Source organism: Frigidibacter sp. RF13 (assembly GCF_026626305.1).
Taxonomy (GTDB): Bacteria; Pseudomonadota; Alphaproteobacteria; order Rhodobacterales; family Rhodobacteraceae; genus TMP-24.
In genome coordinates this window covers 422337-442394 of record NZ_JAPNUE010000001.1, presented here as the reverse complement: position 1 = coordinate 442394, position 20058 = coordinate 422337, and the positions used below count along the sequence as shown (strand labels likewise).

17 protein-coding genes and 1 pseudogene are annotated in these 20058 nt (G+C 63.0%); 3 read left to right on the top strand and 15 right to left on the bottom strand.

The annotated features are described in order from the left end of the window. Positions 1 to 23 precede the first annotated feature (23 nt). The 11 genes and pseudogenes from glgC to OU426_RS02045 form a co-directional block, all read right to left on the bottom strand. Positions 24 to 1295, bottom strand: a complete 1272-nt coding sequence (glgC, locus tag OU426_RS02095) for a glucose-1-phosphate adenylyltransferase (RefSeq protein ID WP_267632188.1) — start codon at positions 1293 to 1295, stop codon at positions 24 to 26. A gap of 4 nt (positions 1296 to 1299) precedes the next feature. Continuing rightward, positions 1300 to 3474 carry a 1,4-alpha-glucan branching protein GlgB gene (gene glgB, locus OU426_RS02090; protein ID WP_267632187.1) on the bottom strand — a complete coding sequence of 725 codons (2175 nt, stop codon included), beginning with the start codon at positions 3472 to 3474 and terminating at the stop codon, positions 1300 to 1302. A 4-nt stretch (positions 3475 to 3478) separates the two neighbouring features. After that, on the bottom strand, positions 3479 to 5881 hold the full coding sequence (locus tag OU426_RS02085) for a glycogen/starch/alpha-glucan phosphorylase (protein WP_267632895.1): 2403 nt from the start codon (positions 5879 to 5881) through the stop codon (positions 3479 to 3481). Between the two features lie 178 nt (positions 5882 to 6059). Continuing rightward, on the bottom strand, positions 6060 to 6749 hold the full coding sequence (gene phoB, locus OU426_RS02080; RefSeq protein ID WP_267632186.1) for a phosphate regulon transcriptional regulator PhoB: 690 nt from the start codon (positions 6747 to 6749) through the stop codon (positions 6060 to 6062). A 2-nt stretch (positions 6750 to 6751) separates the two neighbouring features. Continuing rightward, a complete protein-coding gene (gene phoU / locus OU426_RS02075) occupies positions 6752 to 7477 on the bottom strand; it encodes a phosphate signaling complex protein PhoU (protein WP_267632185.1) in 726 nt (241 codons plus the stop codon). Between the two features lie 10 nt (positions 7478 to 7487). Next, positions 7488 to 8282, bottom strand: coding sequence for a phosphate ABC transporter ATP-binding protein PstB (gene pstB / locus OU426_RS02070; protein WP_267632184.1), 795 nt, complete (start codon positions 8280 to 8282; stop codon positions 7488 to 7490). Positions 8283 to 8289: 7 nt separating this feature from the next. Then, positions 8290 to 9594 (bottom strand): phosphate ABC transporter permease PstA, encoded by a 1305-nt coding sequence (gene pstA, locus OU426_RS02065; RefSeq protein ID WP_267632183.1) that lies wholly within the window; start codon positions 9592 to 9594, stop codon positions 8290 to 8292. Beyond that, the gene (gene pstC / locus OU426_RS02060; RefSeq protein ID WP_267632894.1) at positions 9591 to 10769 is read right to left on the bottom strand and encodes a phosphate ABC transporter permease subunit PstC; all 1179 of its coding nucleotides are present in this window, start codon (positions 10767 to 10769) and stop codon (positions 9591 to 9593) included. The genes pstA and pstC overlap by 4 nt, the downstream gene beginning before the upstream one ends. Positions 10770 to 10895: 126 nt before the next feature. Next, positions 10896 to 11909, bottom strand: a pseudogene (locus tag OU426_RS02055) (PstS family phosphate ABC transporter substrate-binding protein); the annotation flags it as partial. Between the two features lie 56 nt (positions 11910 to 11965). Next, positions 11966 to 13030, bottom strand: coding sequence for a substrate-binding domain-containing protein (locus OU426_RS02050; RefSeq protein ID WP_267632182.1), 1065 nt, complete (start codon positions 13028 to 13030; stop codon positions 11966 to 11968). A gap of 141 nt (positions 13031 to 13171) precedes the next feature. Next, positions 13172 to 14206: an ATP-binding protein gene (locus OU426_RS02045; protein WP_267632181.1), complete on the bottom strand. Its 1035-nt coding sequence runs from the start codon at positions 14204 to 14206 to the stop codon at positions 13172 to 13174. A 182-nt stretch (positions 14207 to 14388) separates the two neighbouring features. Here OU426_RS02045 and OU426_RS02040 point away from each other — a divergent pair, with 182 nt between their 5' ends. Next, positions 14389 to 14811, top strand: coding sequence for a hypothetical protein (locus OU426_RS02040; RefSeq protein WP_267632180.1), 423 nt, complete (start codon positions 14389 to 14391; stop codon positions 14809 to 14811). Here OU426_RS02040 and OU426_RS02035 read toward each other — a convergent pair. After that, entirely contained in the window at positions 14780 to 15748 is a 969-nt protein-coding gene (locus OU426_RS02035) for an agmatinase (RefSeq protein WP_267632179.1), read from the bottom strand. The two genes, OU426_RS02040 and OU426_RS02035, sit on opposite strands and share 32 nt — an antisense overlap. Before the next feature lie 116 nt (positions 15749 to 15864). On the opposite strand from OU426_RS02035, the gene OU426_RS02030 reads away from it, so the two are divergent. Further along, positions 15865 to 16428 carry a GNAT family N-acetyltransferase gene (locus OU426_RS02030; RefSeq protein WP_267632178.1) on the top strand — a complete coding sequence of 188 codons (564 nt, stop codon included), beginning with the start codon at positions 15865 to 15867 and terminating at the stop codon, positions 16426 to 16428. Here the strand turns inward: OU426_RS02030 and OU426_RS02025 are convergent. The 3 genes from OU426_RS02025 to OU426_RS02015 all read right to left on the bottom strand — a co-directional run bounded on the left by OU426_RS02025 (position 16401) and on the right by OU426_RS02015 (position 18742). Beyond that, positions 16401 to 17000, bottom strand: a complete 600-nt coding sequence (locus OU426_RS02025) for an HNH endonuclease (RefSeq protein ID WP_267632177.1) — start codon at positions 16998 to 17000, stop codon at positions 16401 to 16403. The two genes, OU426_RS02030 and OU426_RS02025, sit on opposite strands and share 28 nt — an antisense overlap. 453 nt (positions 17001 to 17453) lie before the next feature. Next, positions 17454 to 18116, bottom strand: a complete 663-nt coding sequence (locus tag OU426_RS02020; RefSeq protein ID WP_267632176.1) for an alpha/beta hydrolase — start codon at positions 18114 to 18116, stop codon at positions 17454 to 17456. Next, positions 18113 to 18742, bottom strand: coding sequence for a DNA-3-methyladenine glycosylase family protein (locus OU426_RS02015; RefSeq protein ID WP_267632175.1), 630 nt, complete (start codon positions 18740 to 18742; stop codon positions 18113 to 18115). The genes OU426_RS02020 and OU426_RS02015 overlap by 4 nt, the downstream gene beginning before the upstream one ends. 93 nt (positions 18743 to 18835) lie before the next feature. On the opposite strand from OU426_RS02015, the gene OU426_RS02010 reads away from it, so the two are divergent. Continuing rightward, a complete protein-coding gene (locus tag OU426_RS02010; RefSeq protein ID WP_267632174.1) occupies positions 18836 to 20056 on the top strand; it encodes an MFS transporter in 1221 nt (406 codons plus the stop codon). Positions 20057 to 20058: the final 2 nt, after the last annotated feature.

The following is a 20058-nucleotide window of genomic DNA, read 5'->3' as shown; positions in this document are numbered from 1 at the left end:
CGGGTCCCCTTCCATCGGACTCGTTAGTCCAACGCCACCGCGCGTCGGTCCAGCATCTCCTGGGTGATCAGCACTATGCCTGCGTCCGTGCGGCGGAACCAGCGCGCATCCTCCTCCGGATCCTCTCCGATCACCAGTCCTTCGGGGATGATGACGCCACGGTCAATCACGCAATTCTTCAGCCGGGCCTTGCGGTTGACCACGGCATAAGGCAGCACCACCGCATACTCCAGGGAGGAATAAGAATGCGATCTAACCCCTGTAAACAACAGGGAATTGCGTACTTCAGAGCCCGAAACAATGCAATCTCCCGAGACCAGAGAAGACACTGCAGAGCCGCGCCGCCCGTCTTCATCATGGATGAACTTGGCCGGGGGAACGATCTCGGCATAAGTCCAGATCGGCCATGAACTGTCGTAGATGTCGAGCTTCGGGATGAAATCGGTCAGGTCGATATTGGCTTGCCAGAAGGCGTCAATCGTACCGACGTCGCGCCAATAGGGTTCTTCTTCAAGACCGCTCTTGACGCAGCTTTCCGAGAACTTGTGCGCCACTGCCTTTCCGCCCTTGACGATGGCTGGGATAAGGTCGTTTCCAAAATCGTGGCTGGAGTTCTCGTCCTCGGAATCCTTCAAAAGCAGGTCGCGCAGGAAGGCCCAGTCAAAGACATAGATGCCCATCGAGGCGAGCGTGCTGTCGGGATCACCCGGCATGCCGGGCGGGTCCTTGGGTTTCTCCATGAATTCAGTGATCCGACCGGTCTTGTCGACGGCCATGACTCCGAAAGCCGAAGCTTCTTTGCGTGGCACGGTCAGGCAGCCGATGGTCACGTCCGCGCCGGTATCGACATGCTGGCGCAACATGATTTCGTAATCCATCTTGTAGATATGATCACCCGCCAGAACGATAATGAACTTAACCCCGTAACTATCTACGATATCTATATTTTGTCGAACCGCATCGGCTGTTCCCATGTACCAGTGCGTCTCGTCCACGCGTTGGGAGGCGGGAAGGATGTCGAGGTACTCGTTCCGCTCGGCCCGAAAGAAACCCCATCCCCTCTGCATGTGGCGGATCAGTGAATGGGCCTTGTACTGCGTCGCAATCGCCATCTTGCGTATGCCAGAGTTCAGGGCGTTCGAAAGCGCGAAGTCGATGATCCGGGTCTTGCCTCCGAAATAGACCGCAGGTTTCGCGCGCTTGTCGGTCAGTTCCTTCAGCCGGCTGCCACGCCCCCCCGCCAGGACAAAGGCCATGGCTTGCGAAGATAGACGTGCGTTTGGTCTGGGTCGCATGGCCTCACTCTCCCTTTGTTTCCCTGAATACCAGAACTGATAAAGGTGGCAGGACGATCGCGGCGGACTGGCTCTGACCTTGCGCGGGAATAGGCTCTGTGCTCACGGAGCCCATATTCCCGCGCCCTGCCCCGCCATAGTCCCCGGCATCGGTGTTCAGAACCTCGTGCCAGTGTCCTTGTGAAGGCAATCCCAGTCGGTAGCCCACCTGCATGACCGGGGTCATGTTCGCAACCACCGCAATGCGGGGTTGATCCGCTGCTTGCCGGACGAACGCATAGATCGAACGGTTTGCGTCGTCCGCGTCAAGCCAGAAGAACCCGTCGGCCCTCGTGTCGGTGGCATGCAGCGCCGGTTCCGTCCGGTATAGCCGGTTAAGATCGCGCACCAGCGTCTGCACGCCGCGGTGAGAAGGGTGGTCAACCTGGAACCAGTCCAGCGGCCCGTCATGGTTCCATTCACGCCCCTGCGCGAACTCTTGCCCCATGAACAGGAGTTTCTTTCCCGGATGACACCACATATAGGCGTAGAGCGCGCGCAGGTTGGCGAATTTTTGCTCTCCGTCTCCGGGCATCCGGGTAATCATGGACCCTTTGCCATGGACGACTTCGTCATGGCTGATGGGAAGGATGAAGTTCTCTGACCAGGCATAGGTCAGGGCAAAAGTCATCTGGTTGTGGTGCCAGCGCCTGTGGATCGGATCCTTCGCCATGTAGCTGAGCGTGTCATTCATCCAGCCCATGTTCCATTTGTAGCCGAAGCCCAGGCCGCCATGATCGACAGGTCTTGAGACGCCGGGGAATGCCGTGGATTCCTCGGCCACTGTAAGGATGTCGGAATGGGCGCCATAGGCAAGCCGGTTCATGTTCTTCAGGAAATCGATCGCTTCGTAATTTTCTCGGCCGCCGTCCTTGTTCGGCACCCATTCACCGTCACGCCGCGAATAATCCCGGTACAGCATCGAGGCGACGGCATCGACGCGCAACCCGTCCAGGTGGAATTCTTCAAGCCAATACAGGGCGTTGGCAATCAGGTAATTCAGGACTTCACGCCGCCCGTAATTGTAGATGAGTGTGTTCCAGTCCTGGTGAAATCCCTCCTTGGGATCCTGATGCTCGTAAAGCGAAGTTCCGTCGAACCGTCCAAGCCCATGCTGGTCGGTCGGAAAATGGCCGGGAACCCAGTCGAGGATCACGCCGATACCGGCGCGATGGCAGTGATCGACGAAAAATGCAAAATCCTCGGGTGTGCCGTGTCGGCAGGTCGGAGCATACAGGCCGATCGGCTGATAGCCCCAGGACCCGTCGAACGGGTGTTCGGTAATCGGCAGAAGCTCGATGTGGGTAAAACCCATACCAGTCACATACGGGATCAGTCGGTCCGCTAGTTCGCGGTAAGTCAGAGCCCGCCCTTCGTGGTCGCGCTGCCAACTGCCCAGATGAACCTCGTAGATCGAGACCGGGGCATCGACCCTGTGACGGGTCGCACGACCTGACATCCAGTCCCCGTCTCCCCAGACATGACGGTCCAACGCACGAACGCGCGATCCGGTCGCGGGGGGCATTTCTGCGCCAAAGCCGACCGGGTCGGCTTTCAGGGGCAAGAGGCCTGCTTGTCCGAGGATTTCGTATTTGTAGACCGCCCCTTCACCGACATGCGGCAAAAAGATTTCCCAGACACCCGTTGCGCCACGGCGGCGCATCATTGCCCGGCGCCCATCCCACTGGTTGAAGTCGCCCACCACCGAGACCCGGACAGCGTTTGGTGCCCATACGGCGAAATGAGTTCCGGGCAGGCCCTCGTGCGTGGCGAGATGGGCGCCGAGCACATGCCAAAGCCGCAAATGGCTGCCTTCCCCCAAAAGGTACTCGTCAATCTCACCAAGCACCGGCCCGAACCGGTAGGGATCCTCCCACTGCCAGGCGCTCTCGTCCGCGCCCTGCGCCTCCAGCCAGTAGGCGCCCGCGACCGCACCCTCCCAAAGGTCGGGCACACGCGAGTTCCGAGCAAGCGCAAGCCGACCATCGTCTGTGACAGCCCATACTTGTCGGGCACCGGGCGCAAGGGTGCGAAGCCAGCCGTCATGCGGGCCGAGAACCGAGAACGGGTCGCCGTGTCGCGCGTCAGACAGGGCCAGCGCCTCGCTGGTCGACAAGAACCGTTCGCGTCCGGCCATCATCCCGTCATTCTCCTTCGAGAGCCGACTCCACCTGCCAGATTTCTTTCATGTAACCACGGATTGCTCGGTCCGAGGAAAAAAAGCCCATGCGCGCCACGTTAAGGATCGCCATCCGGTCCCAAGTGTCAGGATTGCTCCAGACTGCATCGACCTGATCCTGCGCCGCCTCATAGGCGGCATAGTCCGATGCGACGAGGAAGTGGTCATGCTGCCACATGCGATCGACCAGACCATGATAGCGGCCGGGAGCGGAGGGGCTGAACCGGCCCTCCGCGATCATCATCAGCACGTCTTTTAGACTTTGGCTCGCCTCGATCGCCTGGCGCGCATGCAGCACGTTGCGGCGGCGGTCGTTCACTTCCCCCGCGGCAAGGCCGAACAGGAAGAAATTCTCGGCCCCCACTTTCTCACGGATTTCGACATTCGCGCCGTCGAGAGTCCCTATCGTCAGCGCCCCGTTCAAGGCGAATTTCATGTTGCCGGTACCCGATGCCTCCATGCCCGCCGTTGAGATCTGCTCCGACAGATCGGTTGCCGGGATCAGCCTTTCGGCCATCGAGACGTTGTAGTTGGGGGGGTAAACCACGGCGAGACGACCGCGCATGGCGGGGTCGCTATTAACAACCGCCGCAACATCATTGATCAGATGAATGATTTCTTTCGCGACCGCATAGCCCGGCGCCGACTTGCCGGCGAAAATCTTCACGCGGGGCGCGAGGGTGACGTCGGGATTGCTGCGGATGCGGTGCCAAAGCGCAATCGTATGCAGGAGGTTCAGAAGTTGACGCTTGTATTCATGGATGCGTTTGACCTGCACGTCGAAAATTGCAGTAGGATCAACCTGCGTCCCGATTGTCCGTTCGATCCAGTCAGCTACATCCCGTTTGCTGGCTGCTTTCGCAGCACGGAATGCGGCGCGAAACTTGGCATCGTCTGCCAGCGGCTCCAGGGCCTTCAGCCGATCGAGATCGGCCTCCCAGCCGGGGCCAATAGACTCGGTGATCAGGGCTGACAGTCCGGGATTGGCCAGCCGCAGCCAGCGCCGGGGGGTGACGCCATTCGTCTGGTTCACGATCCGGCCGGGATGCAGCGCATCAAGCTCGGGAAAGAGCGTCTTCCTCACCAGTTCGCTGTGCAACGCCGAAACGCCGTTCACCTTGTGCGAGGTGATGAAGGCGAGTTCGCCCATATGTACATTGTTGTCGCGCACGATGGCCGTGCGCGGGTTGCGGCTGGGGTGGGTTTTCGCATGGCGCGCATCGATCTGCTCGATGATCTGCATGTGGCGCGGCAAAACATTGCCAACGAGCCAGGTCGACCAGGTTTCAAGCGCCTCGGGCAAAAGCGTATGATTGGTATAGCCAAGTGTCTGCTGCGCAATGTCTGCGGCCTCATCAAAGCCTAACCCGTGATCGTCGCACAAGAGACGCACCAATTCTGGCCCCGCTATCGCCGGATGGGTGTCGTTCATCTGGATGGCGACCTTCGAGGCGATGCCGCGCAGATCCCCATGGGCGTCACTGTAGCGCCGAACGATATCTTGCAACGCGGCAGAGGTGAGGAAGAACTCCTGCTTGAGCCGCAATTCCTTGCCGGCGTAAGTCGTATCGTCGGGGTAAAGCACCCGGCTCAGCGTTCGCGCCAGCGCCTCCGGCTCGGCCGCAGCCGTATGATCGCCCCGATTGAACCGCTCAAGATCAAAAAGCGTGGTGGGTTTGGCCGACCAGAGACGCAGCGTGTTCGCCCATTTGCCCTGCCAGCCGATGACCGGCATGTCGTGGGCCCAAGCCGACACTGTCTCGGCTGGTTGCCAGTGGCCATTCTTTATCTCGCCTTTGAAGCCGATCGTGTAGGCAGCCTCGGGGCGGTCGAATTCCCACGGGTTGCGCATCGTCAACCAGTCTTCGGGCGCTTCTACTTGTTGGCCGCCCTGAAAACGTTGCCGGAAGAGGCCGTGTTCGTAGCGGATGCCATAGCCATAGGCGGGACATCCGAGAGTTGCCATGCTTTCCATATAGCAAGCAGCAAGGCGACCGAGCCCGCCGTTGCCAAGGGCTGCATCCGGTTCATCGCCTGCAATCTCATCGAGTGAAAGGCCGAGGCCCTGCGCCACTTCCTGAAGATCGTCCCACAGACCGATATTGATGGCCGCGTCCTTCAGAATCCGGCCAATCAGGAATTCCATCGACAGGTAATAGACCCGCTTGCGGTCTTCGGCCCAGGTGCGTCGGGTCGCACGGAACCAGGGTTCGACGAGCCGGTCGCGCAAAGTGAAAGAGATCGCCAGTCGCCAGTCATAGGCCGCTGCATGATCAGCGTCCTTGCCGAGCGTGAAGGTCAGATGCCTGAGAATGTCGGTCTTGAGCGCCTCAGTGGAGCCCCTGCCAAGACCAAGTGCCTTTGTCATCTGGTTCAACCTGCCCTGCCCTTCGACGAGGTCCTGCGATACTGAAAAATGCGGACCGGTCAAGCCGGGTTTCGGTGTTTTGGCAAGGGAATGCAATAAGTTTGTTAGCGCTAACGCAGATAATCCGCTGATCGGGGCGTCATTCTGCGGCGATCCCTGCCGTCGACGGAATTCCGCCTCAGCCGAGCGCGTAGCCCGCGCCGCGCACGGTGCGGAGCGGATCCTCGCCGCCATGGGCACAAAGTGCCTTCCGCAACCGGCCGACATGTACATCCACGGTCCTCGTATCGACATAGATGTCGCGTCCCCAGACGCGGTCGAGCAATTGCTCGCGGCTCCAGACCCGGCCGGGCTTTTCGAGGAAAGTGGTCAGAAGCCGGAACTCGGTCGGCCCGAGCTTCAGAAGCTGCCCGCCACGATGGACGCGGTGGGTCGTGGCGTCGAGGGTGATATCCTCATATTCCAGAAGCTCGCCCTGGCTCGCGGGCCGCGTGCGGCGCAACTGGGTGCGGACGCGCGCCATCAGTTCGGCGACCGAATAGGGTTTCACCACATAATCGTCGGCGCCGGTTTCAAGACCCCGCACCAGATCCACCTCTTCGGACCGTGCCGAGAGCATGATTATCGGAACCCCCTTGGTCTCTGCCCGGCTCTTCAGCCTCCGACAAACCTCGATCCCCGAGACGCTCGGCAGCATCCAGTCCAGGACGATGACATCGGGCGTATCCTCGGCCACCATCAGCAGCGCTTCTTCGCCGTCATCGGCCTGGGCGACGCGGAACCCCTGCGCCTCGAGGTTATAGGCCAGGATCTCACGCTGCGCCGGTTCGTCCTCGACGACCAGAACCGAGGGAGAATTGCGGTCCATCCTCACGCCCCCGCGGCAGGTTTCAGATCGGCGACGTTCTCCGCCTTGGGCCGGTCATCGTCAGGCAGATCGCCTGTGATCAGATAGACCACCTGTTCGGCGATCGCGGTGGCATGATCGCCCATCCGCTCGATATTCTTGGCGATGAAATGCAGATGCATGCAGGCGGTGATATTGCGCGGGTCTTCCATCATATGGGTCAGGAACTCGCGGAAGAGCGCATTGTACATCTGATCGACCTCGCGGTCGCGGGTGCGGACGTCCTGCGCAAGGTCCAGATGGCGGCCCGCATAGGCGTTCAGCGCATCCGACAGAAGCTCGGTCACCGTCTTGGCCATCCGCCTGAGCGAGGCGCCGGAACCAGTGACCGTCCCTTGCGCGCCCATCTGTGCCAGAGCCTGGGTGCGCTTGCCCATGTTCTTGGCATAATCGCCCACGCGTTCCAGCGAGGCGGCAATCTTCATCACCGTCAGCACCAGCCTCAGGTCGGATGCTGTCGGCGCCCGGAGCGCGATCACCCGTGCGGCTTCCTCGTTGATCTTCATCTCCAGAGCGTCGATCGCCTTGTCGGCTCGGCGCACCTCTTCGGCCAGCTCCTCGTCGCGAGCCTCCAGCGCCTTCGCGGCATCGAGGATCGCGGTTTCAACCATGCCCCCCATCTTCATCACAAGCGCCTGGATCGCTTCCAGGTCGCGGTCGAAGGCGCGGGCGATATGTTGTTCTGCCATGTCCGTCTCCTCAGCCGATCCGGCCGGTGATGTAGCTTTCGGTGCGCGGGTCGCGCGGGTTGGTGAAAATCTGCGTCGTCTCGCCATATTCGACAAGGTTGCCCAAGTGGAAGAAGGCGGTTTTCTGGCTGACGCGGGCGGCCTGCTGCATCGAATGGGTGACGATGACGACCGAGAAGTTTTCACGCAGCTCGTCGATCAATTCCTCGACCTGGGCGGTGGCGATCGGGTCGAGCGCCGAACAGGGTTCGTCCATCAGAAGCACCTCCGGCTCGGTCGCGACCGCACGCGCGATGCAGAGGCGCTGCTGCTGGCCCCCCGACAGGCCGGTGCCCGGCGCCTGAAGACGGTCCTTCACCTCGTTCCAAAGCGCGGCGCGGCGCAGCGATTTCTCCACGACCTCGTCAAGCTCTGCCTTCGACCGCGTCAGCCCGTGGATGCGCGGCCCGTAGGCGACGTTGTCGTAGATCGACTTCGGGAAGGGATTGGGTTTCTGGAACACCATGCCCACCTTGGCGCGCAATTGGACCGGATCGACGCGCGGGTCGTAGATATCCTCGCCGTCGAGCGTGATCCCGCCCTCCACCCGGCAGGAGGGGATCGTGTCGTTCATCCGGTTTAGGCAGCGCAGGAAGGTCGACTTGCCGCAGCCCGAGGGGCCGATGAAAGCGGTCACCGTCTTGTCCAGGATGTTCACGTCGACATCCTTGATCGCATGGTTCTCGCCATAGAAAACCTGCACCTTGTCGGCCCTGATCTTTACCGTCTCGATATCCACGGCGCGCTCCGCTCTTTGGTCTTTCATGGTGATCTTACCAGCGACGTTCGAATTTGCGGCGCAGGAAGATCGCGACCGCGTTCATGAGGATGAGGAAGGCCAGAAGCACGATGATCGCGCCCGAGGCCCGTTCGACGAACCCGGGATCGCCCCGGGTGGTCCAGTTATAGACCTGCACCGGCAGGGCTGCGGCCGGATCGAAGAAGCCGCCGGGGAAGTCGCGCACGAAGGCGACCATGCCGATGAGGAGGAGGGGCGCGGTTTCACCAAGTGCCTGGGCGAGGCCGATGATCATGCCGGTCAGGATGCCGGGCATCGCGAGCGGTAGGACATGGTGAAAGACCGTCTGCAGTTTCGAGGCCCCTACCCCGAGTGCGGCATCGCGGATCGAGGGCGGCACAGCCTTCAGTGCGGCGCGCGTGGGGATGATGATCCGCGGCAGCGTCATCAGCGTCAGCACAAGGCCGCCGACGATGGGCGCCGATTGCGGCAGACCCGCGAAGTTGATGAAGATCGCAAGACCTAGGATACCGTAAACGATCGAGGGGACAGCGGCGAGGTTGGCGATGTTCACCTCGATGAGGTCGGTCCAGCGGTTCCTCGGCGCGAATTCCTCAAGGTAGACAGAGGCGGCCACACCGATTGGTAGGGACAGCACCAGCACAACCGCCATCATCAGGAACGAGCCGACAATGGCGATTCCAAGACCCGCGGCCTCGGGCCGCTTGTCCGACGCATCGGGCATGGTCAGGAAGCCCGGGTTGAAAGTGATGGTCAGAACGCCCGCTTCCTTCAGCCGTTCGGCGAGAGCGAGCTGTGCGGGCGAGACATTCTTGTCGAGTGCAGCACTCTCCATCGTCACCCGGCCTTTGTAATAGCCGTCGATCCGGCCGGACGCGAGGGCGCGGAAGGTGATGGTCTGGCCGATCAGCGACGGGTCTGCGAGCACCATATTGCGCAGGGTTGCCGCCGATTCCTCCGACAGCATCTTGGCGAAGTCCTTGGATTTCATGTCTCCCGCCTCGATACCGCGCGCGGCGATTTCGGCCTCCAGCGCCTTGGCGAGCAGCTTGCCATATGTGGTGGTCGTCACCTTCGACAAGGCCGCCGGATCGGCGATGCCCGACTTGTCGAGAAGTTTCGCCTCCAGCGTCACCGGAAAGGTCAGGAAGGTCTGGCGGAAGGCGGGCGCACCCGCCGTAAGGATCGAGACGAGCAGCCAGACGAGCGCCAGAAGCGCCAGCAAGATGGCCGAGAAGCCAAAGGCGCGGAACCGTCGTTCGGCCCGGTTGCGGGCGGCGGTGCGGGCGTCCTTGGCGAAAAGCGATCTGCCGCTCATTCATATTGCTCCCGATATTTGCGCACGATCACCAAGGCCAGCACATTGAGGCCGAGCGTGACGAGGAACAAGGTCAGGCCGAGCGCGAAGGCCACAAGCGTCTCGGGGCTCGCGAATTCGGTATCGCCGGTCAGCTGGCTCACGATCTTCACGGTGACGGTGGTCATCGCCTCGAACGGATTGAGCGACAGTTTCGCCGCCGCGCCCGCACCCATCACCACGATCATCGTCTCGCCGATGGCGCGCGAGGCAGCCAGCAGGATCGCGCCAACGATCCCCGGCAAGGCGGCGGGCAGCACCACCTGGCGCACCGTTTCGGACCGCGTGGCGCCAAGGCCGAGCGAACCGTCGCGCAAGCTCTGTGGCACGGCGTTGATGATGTCGTCGGACAGGGAGGAGACGAAGGGAATGACCATGATCCCCATAACCAGACCGGCGGTCATCACCGATGAGGACGAGGAGCCGAGGCCCAGGGGCTGAGCGAACCAGTCGCGCAGCAAGGGGCCGACGGTGATCAGCGCGAAGAGGCCGTAGACGATGGTCGGAATGCCCGCGAGGATCTCGATGGCCGGTTTCACCCAGGCGCGCGTGCGTTTCGAGGCATATTCGGCCAGATAGATCGCGGACATCAGCCCGACCGGCACGGCGACCAGAAGCGCGATGAGCGAGACATAGAATGTGCCCCAGATCAGCGGCCAGATGCCAAGCGAAGAGCCGCCCCGGAACTGCGGATTCCAGGTGGTCGAGAAGAAGAAATCCGCCGCCGGATAGAGGCGGAAGAAATGCCCGGCCTCGACCACGAGCGAGGCAAAAATGCCCGCCGTGGTCAGGACCGCGATCAGCGAACAGCCGATCAGCGCCGCCATCACCACCCGCTCGACCGCTGTCCGCGCCCTGAGATCGGGGGAGATGCGGCCATAGCCGTAGGCACCGCCAGCCAAGCCGGGAAGAAGGGTCGCCGTCGCGGCGAGCGCAGGCGAGCCGTGCGGCCCGGCCCCGCCCCAGGCCAGAAGGCCAAGCGCGCCGGGCAGGACGGTCGAGAGAAGAACAAGCGCGCCGTGATAGGCGGGCACCGAATGGAAGATCGCTGTCCCGGCCGCCCGCAGGCGCGCGGCGCGCTGACGACCGAAAAGGAAGGCAGCCAGCCCGAGCGCGGCAAGGGCGAGAAGGGCAATGAGGACCGGCCGACCATCCGTTGTCCCGGCTGATCCGGTTGCTTCGGACGCCGCGTTGGCAGGCTCCGGCGCGGCTGCGGGTGCCTGGGCGGCCTCTCCGCCCATGTCCAGCACCTGACCCGCCTCGACGGCGGCACGGGATGCAGCAAGCTCGGGGTCGGGTACCAGACCGTAGCCTGACAGAAGCCCTCCCGGCCCGGCGATCTCGTCCGACAGGAAGTAGAGCACATAATCGCGCAGGCCCGGCACCAGATCGAAATGCGCGGGCTTCACGTAGAAGAAAAGCGGCCGCGACACAGGGTATTCGCCCTTGGCGATGGTCTCGACCGTGGGCGCAATGCCGCCCACCGTCGCCACCCTAAGTTTGTCGGCGTTGTTTTCATAAAACGACAGGCCAAAGACCCCGAGCGCATCGGGATTGGCCGCGACGCGGGCCAGCGTCTCGGCATAATCGCCGTCGATATCGACGGACCGCCCATCGGCACGCAGCATCAGGCAGGCTTTCTGGGCGGCCTGCTCCTTTTCGTCCTCGCTACCCGTGGCGGCGGCGGCAAACAGCGCTTCGGCCCCGGCGGCGGCGCAACCTGTCTCCAGCACCTTCTGGTCAAAGACCTCGCGGCTGCCATGTTTGGTGCCGGGGATGAAGGCGGTGATCGGCTGGTCGGGCAGGCCCGGGTCGATTTCGCTCCAGCGCGAGACGCGGTTCGCAACAAGCGCGCCGCCCTGCGGCACCTGGGCCGCGAGCGCGCGCCAGATCAGTTCGGGCGTCAGCGCGAATTCCGGGCCTTCGCGGCGCGAGGCAAAGACGATGCCGTCGTAACCGATCCTGACTTCCATCAGCGCCGTCACGCCGTTCGCGCGGCAAAGCTCGATATCCGACGGTTTGATCGGCGAGGAGGAGTTGGCGATATCGAGCGTCGCCTCCCCCTGCCCTTCGCAAAGCTTCTTGCGGCCCGCACCCGATCCGCCGCCTTCCACGACCGGGGTCGGAAAGCCGCGGTTCTCGCCAAAAGCCTCGGCAACGATGGTCGCGTAGGGCAGCACCGTCGAGGAACCCGCGATCTGGATCTGGTCGCGCGCGAAGGTCGCACCCGGAAGAAGGAGCGCGGCGGCAATCAGGGCAAGGCAGCGAAGCGTCATTTCGGTCTTTCCGGATGATCCGGGGGCGAGTGCCGCCCCCGGAAATGTCGTCAGGATCAGTTCAGCGGCTTCATGATGGTTTCGCCATCGACTGCAGCCTGGGTCGCGGCCAGCTCCGGGTCAGGCACCAGGCCGTAGTCAGCCAGCGCGCCATCGGGCCCCGCCATCTCGTCGGAGACGAAGAACTGGACAAATTCCTTCAGGCCCGGGATCACGCCGATATGCTGCTTCTTCACGTAGAAGAAAAGCGGGCGCGAGACCGGATAGTCGCCCGACGAGATCGTCTCGACCGAGGGCACCACGCCGTCCATCGTCGCGACCTTCAGCTTGTCCGTATTGTTCTCGTAGAACGACAGGCCAAAGACGCCGACCGCATTCTTGTTGGCATCGAGGCGCGAGAGCGTCTCGGTATAGTCGCCGTCCACGTCGACAGAGACGCCGTCGGTGCGCAGCGTGGTGCAGCCGGCAATGGCGTCCTTCTTCTTGGCATCGTCATCGGCGCCAGCCGAGGCGGCGAGGAACAGGTCATAGGCACCGGCGGCCTTGCAGCCCTCTTCCAGAACCTTGACGTCGAACACTTCGCGCGTGCCGTGCTTGGTGCCGGGGATGAAGGTCAGAATGTCCTGCGCGGGCAGGCTGGCATTCACGTCGGCCCAGCTTTTGGCGCCATTTGCGACCAGTGCACCGTCTTTGACGGTCTGCGCCGAAAGCGCGCCCCAGACGTCGGCGGGCGTCAGCGCGAAATCGGCGCCGTTGATGTCAGAGGCGAAGACGATCCCGTCATAGCCAATGCGGACTTCCATGATCTCGGTCACGCCATTCTGGGCGCAGAGGTCGATGTCGGACTGCTTGATTCGCGAGGAGGAGTTGGCGATATCGATCGTAGTGTCACCCACGCCTTCGCAGAGTTTCTTGCGGCCCGCACCCGAACCGCCGCCTTCCACGACCGGGGTCGGGAAGTCGAAATTCTCGCCGAAGGCTTCGGCGACAATGGTGGCATAGGGCAGCACGGTCGAGGAACCGGCGATCTGCAGCTGGTCGCGGGCGTCAGCGGCGGTCGCGGCGGCGGCGAGCGCGATCACCGGTGCGATCATCGGCGCGGAAAATTTCAGGATGGTCATATCTGTCTCCGTCACATCCGGCCGTCCCTTCGACGACCTTGAGGGCGGCATAGGCGCTTGCCGTCATGCTTTTGTGTCGGCTGCGTAACAGTTTGATGACGCCCGGCGGCGCCGACCTTTGGCAACCACCTTTCGGCCGGATCAGCCAGCGGGCAGTATCACCTTGAATTTGCTGCCTTTTCCGGGATCGCTTTCGATCTTCAGCCGCCCGCGATGGCGGTTGACGATATGTTTTACAATTGCGAGTCCGAGACCCGTTCCGCCCTTCTCGCGAGAGCGATGGCTGTCGACCCGGTAGAATCGTTCGGTCAGGCGCGGCAGGTGGATCGGATCGATTCCATCGCCAAAATCCACCACTTCGACCGCGATGGCGGGCCCCTGAATCTTCGGCTCGCGCGCAACCCGCGTCAGGCGGAATTCCAGCCGTTGCCCCGCCCCGCCATACTTGATGCCGTTTTCGGCAAGGTTCTGCAGCACCTGCACAAGCTGATCCGATTCGCCGCGCACCGGATAGGGTGCGCCGTCCTCCATCAGCGCGATTTCCAGCCCCGCCGCTTCTGCCTGATCGCGCAGGGTCTGGATCACGCCGCGGATCAGCCCCGCCATCTCGACCGTGCCGAGCGGGCGGCGATGTTCCTCGGCCTCGACACGCGACAGCGACAGAAGATCGCTGACAAGCCGGATCATCCGGCCCGCTTCCCGCTCCATGATGGCGAGGAACCGGTCACGCGCGGCGGCATCGTCGCGCGCCGCGCCGCGCAGGGTTTCGATGAACCCCACGAGCGCAGTCAGCGGCGTGCGCAGTTCATGACTGACATTGGCGACGAAATCCCGCCGCATCGCCGAGGCCTGATCGAGCGCGGTCTGATCGTCGAACGAGACGACCGAGGAAGCCTCGCTGCCGGTGGGCGCGATATGGACATCGAACTGCCGGTCACCGGCCCGGGTCATGAGCGCGATGCGGATCACGCGCTTTTCACTCAGGCGCAGGCATTCGCCCAACGTGTCATGGAAGTCCGGGTGGCGCAGAACGTCGGTGACCAAGCGCCCTTCCAGCCCCGCGCCAAAGAGGCCCTCGGCGGCGGAATTGGCAAGGACTACTCGGTCCACCTCCTCCAGCCACAGAACCGGCATGGGAAGGGCGTTCAAGACTGTCGCGAACAGTGTGTCTGCCATGATCAACTGCCTCGTAGCACAGTCGCCGCCGGATATGTCGAAATTTTGAAATAATCTGTTTGCGCCAATATTTTACCTTTTTTGGGCCATGTCCAGAAATAGGATCGAGGCGTTGTTCACGGTGACGCGGCCGATGGGGCCGACCGCATGTTTCTTCCCAGTCCTTTTCAGACAGCGATACTGTGACAGACGAAGATTTTTCTCAACTTCCCGATGTGCTCCGCGACATCCTTTCGAAGAACCTCCGCCTGCTCGTTCTCGGCTCCTGCCGGGGCCAGGGCGGTTGCGGAATCAATGACGTGGCCGCCTGGCAAAGCGCCTGCGGCCTCGCCGCCTTGACCGCCGCCTACTGGGCAGACGGCGCCCCGCCAGACGCGGTACTTGCGCCCCTGCTTGCGCCGGACTTCGACATATTGGACGTGGCCGAGCGGCTCACAAGGCTGGGTTTTCGCGGTGTCCTTCTGATCTCCACCCCGCATCTGCCGGACCCCGGCACGGTTCTCGCCGAGATCCGCGGCGCCTGCACCGGTTTCCGCGCCGAACTGGTCGAGATCGGCGAGGGCGAGGCCGACCTCACCGCGGGCGTTCAAGCGCCCGCACCATGAGGCAGAGGATCTCGAACATCACCGTAGCGCCGAGATAGGCGGTATTGCCGGTCGGATCGAAGGGCGGCGAAACCTCGACCACATCGGCGCCGACGATATTCAGCCCGAGGCATTCGCGCACCACCTGCAGCGCCTGATAGGCATTCGGCCCGCCCCATTCCGGCGTGCCGGTGCCGGGCGCGACCGAGGGGTCGATGAAATCGATATCGTAAGAGAGGTAAGTAGGCCCCTGCCCGACGATCTCGCGCGCCTCTGCCATCACGTCCTTCACGCCGCGCGCATGAAACTCCTCGATCCGGATAATGCGGATGCCGTTTGCCTCAGCGAAGTCGATATCGACGAAATCGTAGGTCGTGCCGCGAATGCCGATCTGGACCATGCGCTTGGGGTCGAGAAGCCCCTCCTCGACCGCCTGGCGGAACGGATTGCCATGGGTCAGGACCTTGCCGCCGAAATAGACAGGGTAAAGGTCGGTATGGCTGTCGAAATGCATGAGGCCGAGCGGGCCGTCAGAGGCGATGCCGCGCAGGACGGGCAGCGTACAGAGATGATCGCCACCCGCGCTGAGCGGCCGGATACCGCGCGCCTTCAGATCCTTGTAATAGGCGGTGAAGCGATCGAGCGTGTCCATCACATCGACCGGGTTCGGCCCCACGTCACCCAGATCGGCGCAGTTGGCGGCCTCGAACGGGCGGATGCGGTGGATCGGATGTTCGGCGCGGATCATGGTCGAGGCATCGCGCATTGCGCGCGGCCCATGTCGCGGCCCGGGGCGGTTCGAGACGGCGCTGTCGAACGGCAGGCCGATCAGGCCAATATCGACCTCGGCGATGCGGGGATGATCGAGCGGCACATGCGGCAGCCGCATGAAGGTCGGAATGCCCGCGAAACGCGGCATCTGCATGCCCGAGACGGGCCGAAAGAAACTGTCGGTCATGATCAAACTCCCCCTGACAGAGAGCATAGTGTAGGCTTGGCAAAGGTAAAGGCGCTGTGCCCGCGCCTGCCGGGACGCAGCCCGAGCCGCCGACCAGGGGCGATATGGAGGATGACATGGACGGTCTTCTGTCACGCCTTGCTGATCATGCCGACATCGAGCAGATGTCCATAGTGATGGACCGCGCCATTGCCGAGCTGCAAAAGGGCTTTCTGACGCCCGACGAGATCGCCTCCAGCCGCGCAATCATGGGGCTGGACCGGCTCTTGGTCGACGACCGGACTTACTTCGTTGTCGAATCGGACGGCAGGATTGCCGGGTGTGGCGGCTGGAGTCGCCGGGCAACGCTGTATGGCAGTAGCGCCACGCCAGGGCGTGATCCCGCACTCTTGAACCCGGACAGTGACCCCGCGCGCATTCGGGCCATGTATACCGACCCTGAATTTGTGCGTCGCGGGGTCGGCCGGCTGATCCTGCGCTTGTGCGAGGATGCGGCGCGCGCAGAGGGCTTCAAGATGCTGGAATTGATGGCAACCCTGTCCGGCGCGCCGCTTTATCGTGCCTTCGGCTTCGAACCGGTTGAAAATCTCACCGACTCTCGCGGCGGTGCGCCTGTTCCGCTCATCAAGATGCGGAAGGCGATCCTGCCTCCTCAGGCATCCAACTCGGCGTCCCAATAAAGGAAGTCCATCCAGCTGTCGTGCAGGTAGTTCGGCGGGAAGCGGCGGCCGACCTGTTGCATCTCCTCGGCTGTCGGCCGGTGCGGCGCACGGCGCAGATGCAGGCCGGACTGCTTGAGGTTCTTGTTGCCCTTCCTGAGATTGCAGGGAGAACAGGCCGCCACGACATTTTCCCAGCTGGTCACCCCGCCCTTCGAGCGCGGCAGCACATGGTCGAAGGTCAGATCGCCCCTCGAGCCGCAATATTGGCAGCAGAATTCGTCCCTCAGAAAAAGATTGAAGCGCGTGAAGGCCACGCGCTTCTGGGGTCTTACATATTCCTTCAGCACCACGACCGACGGTATTCGGAAGGCTGTCCGCTGGCTGTGCACCATCTGCTCATATTCGGCCAGGATCGTCACCCGGTCGAGAAAGACCGCCTTGATCGCCTCCTGCCAAGGCCAGAGCGACAGCGGGTAGTAGGATAAGGGCCGAAAATCCGCGTTCAGGACCAGCGCGGGATAGTGCTTGAGCGCCGAAGGCTCCCGCACGAATGTCGTCCTGAAATCGTCGCTGTCCGTCCGGTCGAGCATTCCAAAGACACCTCACGCATGGACCCTGCGGATCCAGGAGCGGGAGCGCCGCTCCACCTTATCCACAACTATATCTGGCGTTTCGCGCCTGACAAGCCCCGCTATATTCCTTGCGCCGCACAGAAATGTGACGCCAAGGCAAACGAGAGCGGCCCAGACGGCAAGAAGGGAAAAGAAATACGGACGATCTGGGCGTCAGGACCGGCGCGTGCGGCGAGCGGTTGCCTCGGCCTTGACCGGAACGCGCCGCGCACGGGCTTCGATCAGCGCGAGAAGCACCAGCGAAGTCAGGGCGAGAAGGCTCATTCGGTCGTCTCCCAAAGATTCGGTACGTCCAACGTAACAACCAGACGACGGGATGCAAGGGCGGGCGGCGGATTTTTGCCTGACACGCGACAATCTTCCTGCTTTCCGGCCGTCGATCGCGCAAGAAACGTACTGCGAGCGGGTGGCTCAGCCGCCAAGCCGCTCGCGCATGAACTGCAGCGCGACCGACAGCCCGTCTGGTGCGATGCCGTGCCCGGTGCCTTTCATGACATGGCCATAGGTCTCGAACCCTGCAGCCGTCAGCGCCTGTCCGGCAAGCTGCATGTCGGCGAAAGGCACCATCGGATCGGCATCACCATGGACCAGAAGGACCGGTGGTTTGGACTGAGCCTCGACCTCAAGCCGTTCGGGCGCGAGAAGGCGGCCGGAAAAGGCGACGATCCCCGCGACCGGCTCGACCCGGCGTGGCGCGACATGCAGCGCCATCATCGTGCCTTGCGAAAAGCCGAAGAGGATGAGCCGGCCGGACGCGAGAGCATAGTCGGCGAGCCGCGCGTTGATGAAGGCATCGAGGTCGTCCGACGCGCGGGCGAGCCCCGCCTTGGCCTCTTCCTCGCTCGATCCGTCCAGCCAGGGGATCGGGAACCATTGCCGCCCGAACGGGTTGCCCGCGCAAGGCTCAGGCGCATCGGGCGCGATGAATGCGGTATCGGGCAGATGTGGCGCCAAAGGATCGGCGAGGCCGAGAAGATCGGCACCATCGGCGCCATATCCATGCAGGAAGATCACCAGCGACCGGGCCTTGCCAGACCGTGCCGCCTTTGTCGCGAACTGCAACTCTCGTGTCATCTTATCCCTTCCCGGCTTCTCACATGGCGGTAGTAGGCCCAGAGCGCGCGTGCCGCAACCGCCCGCCAGGGTGACCAATCCTCGGCCATCGCCCTGAGCGCGCGTTCAGACGGGCGCTCCTCCAGATCGAACAGCATCCGCGCCGCTTCCTGCAGGGCAAGATCGCCCGGCGCGAACACATCGGCGCGGCCGAGCGAGAACATCGCATAGATTTCGGCGGTCCAGCGCCCGATCCCCGGCAAAGCGACAAGGGCTGCGATCGCCTCTTCGTCCGGGTATTCTGCCAACGCCTCGAAGTCGAGGCCTGCGGTTGCCAGCGCCGTCGCATAGCGGATTTTCTGCCGCGACAATCCGCAGGCGCGCAAAGCCTCCTCGCCCGCCGCCGCGACGGCAGGCGCCTCGGTAAGGCCCGCGGCCTCAAGCCGCCGCCAGATCGCATCGGCCGAGGCAACGGATACCTGCTGCGACATGATCGCGTCGAGAAGCGCGGCGAAGCCGCCGGGATTGCGCCTGAGCGGCAAGGGGCCGACATCTGCCAGTGCCTGCGCGAGGCGCGGGTCGCGGGTCGAAAGCCAGGCCGCGCCCTCCGCCAGATCGTCCGCCGTTTCGATGATGCGTCCAACCATGGCGCCCCCCCTGCCCTCACCTAGCGGCTGTGTTACCAAGGCGAAAGCGCTTTCGGCTTGCGGAGGTCAGAACTTTCGGCTCTAGCTCCGCCCATGACCGACATGAGCCTTCCTCAGTCCGACGACCGTCGCGCCCGTCGCAATGTGATGGTGCTTGTGGCCGCGCAGGCGATCATGGGCTCGCAGATGCCGATGATCTTCATCGTCGGCGGCCTTGCCGGGCAGATGCTTGCCACGAACCCATGCTGGGCGACGCTGCCCATCTCGATGATCGTGCTCGGCTCGATGTTATCGGCCAATCCGTTGTCCGCGCTGATGGCGCACTACGGCCGTGCCGCAGGCTTTGTCGCGGGCGCACTTTTCGGTGCGCTCGGTGCCGGGGTGGCGGCATTCGCGCTGATCAAAGGGTCCTTCCCGCTCTTCCTGGCGGGTTCGCTGCTGACCGGGACATATATGTCGGCGCAGGGCTTTTACCGTTTCGCGGCAGCCGATACCGCGAGCCCGGAGTTCCGTCCGAAAGCCATTTCCTACGTAATGGCGGGCGGCCTAGCCTCGGCTCTTGTCGGGCCGGAACTGGCCAAACACACCAATGACGCTCTGGCCGTCACCTTCCTCGGTACCTATCTGGCGGTGGTGGCGCTGAACCTTCTGGGCTCGCTCCTGTTCCTCGGCCTTGACATTCCGAGGCCCGCGCGCAGCGCGGAAGGCGCCTCGCCTGGCCGCACCCGGCGCGAGCTTCTGCGCGATCCGACGATTGTTGTCGCGATGATCTGCGCGATGGTCGCCTATGCGCTGATGAACCTCGTGATGACGTCGACGCCGCTCGCCGTCGTCGGTTGCGGCTATTCGACCGGCAATGCCGCCGATATCGTCCGCGCCCATGTGCTGGCAATGTTCGCGCCCGCCTTCTTCACCGGTCATCTCATCGCCCGCTTCGGTGCGCCGGTGATAATCGGCACCGGTCTCGCGATCCTGGCTGGTGCCGGAGCGGTTGCCCTGACCGGAGTGCAGATCGAGCAATTCTATCTCGCGCTTATCCTATTGGGGCTTGGCTGGAACTTCGGCTTCATAGGCGCCACGACGCTTCTGTCTTCAGCGCACCGGCCCGAAGAAAAGGGCCGGATCCAGGGGATCAACGACTTTGTCGTATTCGGCGGTGTCACCGCGGCCTCGCTCTCTTCCGGTGTTTTGATGAACTGTTCGGGGACGAACGTGGTGGCGGGCTGGAACGCGGTCAACATTGCCATGCTGCCCTTCCTCGTGCTGGCCGGTGCCTCGCTCATCTGGCTTTTGCTCAGGCCAGCCGCCCGCTGACG

What these genes read in the sequence shown, in the direction of transcription:
- glgC (WP_267632188.1), bottom strand. Translation starts at nt 1,295, where the DNA reads ATGCGACCCAGACCAAACGCACGTCTATCTTCGCAAGCCATGGCCTTT.
- glgB (WP_267632187.1), bottom strand. Translation starts at nt 3,474, where the DNA reads ATGATGGCCGGACGCGAACGGTTCTTGTCGACCAGCGAGGCGCTGGCC.
- OU426_RS02085 (WP_267632895.1), bottom strand. Translation starts at nt 5,881, where the DNA reads ATGACAAAGGCACTTGGTCTTGGCAGGGGCTCCACTGAGGCGCTCAAG.
- phoB (WP_267632186.1), bottom strand. Translation starts at nt 6,749, where the DNA reads ATGGACCGCAATTCTCCCTCGGTTCTGGTCGTCGAGGACGAACCGGCG.
- phoU (WP_267632185.1), bottom strand. Translation starts at nt 7,477, where the DNA reads ATGGCAGAACAACATATCGCCCGCGCCTTCGACCGCGACCTGGAAGCG.
- pstB (WP_267632184.1), bottom strand. Translation starts at nt 8,282, where the DNA reads ATGAAAGACCAAAGAGCGGAGCGCGCCGTGGATATCGAGACGGTAAAG.
- pstA (WP_267632183.1), bottom strand. Translation starts at nt 9,594, where the DNA reads ATGAGCGGCAGATCGCTTTTCGCCAAGGACGCCCGCACCGCCGCCCGC.
- OU426_RS02050 (WP_267632182.1), bottom strand. Translation starts at nt 13,030, where the DNA reads ATGACCATCCTGAAATTTTCCGCGCCGATGATCGCACCGGTGATCGCG.
- OU426_RS02045 (WP_267632181.1), bottom strand. Translation starts at nt 14,206, where the DNA reads ATGGCAGACACACTGTTCGCGACAGTCTTGAACGCCCTTCCCATGCCG.
- OU426_RS02035 (WP_267632179.1), bottom strand. Translation starts at nt 15,748, where the DNA reads ATGACCGACAGTTTCTTTCGGCCCGTCTCGGGCATGCAGATGCCGCGT.
- OU426_RS02030 (WP_267632178.1), top strand. Translation starts at nt 15,865, where the DNA reads ATGGACGGTCTTCTGTCACGCCTTGCTGATCATGCCGACATCGAGCAG.
- OU426_RS02025 (WP_267632177.1), bottom strand. Translation starts at nt 17,000, where the DNA reads ATGCTCGACCGGACGGACAGCGACGATTTCAGGACGACATTCGTGCGG.
- OU426_RS02020 (WP_267632176.1), bottom strand. Translation starts at nt 18,116, where the DNA reads ATGACACGAGAGTTGCAGTTCGCGACAAAGGCGGCACGGTCTGGCAAG.
- OU426_RS02015 (WP_267632175.1), bottom strand. Translation starts at nt 18,742, where the DNA reads ATGGTTGGACGCATCATCGAAACGGCGGACGATCTGGCGGAGGGCGCG.
- OU426_RS02010 (WP_267632174.1), top strand. Translation starts at nt 18,836, where the DNA reads ATGACCGACATGAGCCTTCCTCAGTCCGACGACCGTCGCGCCCGTCGC.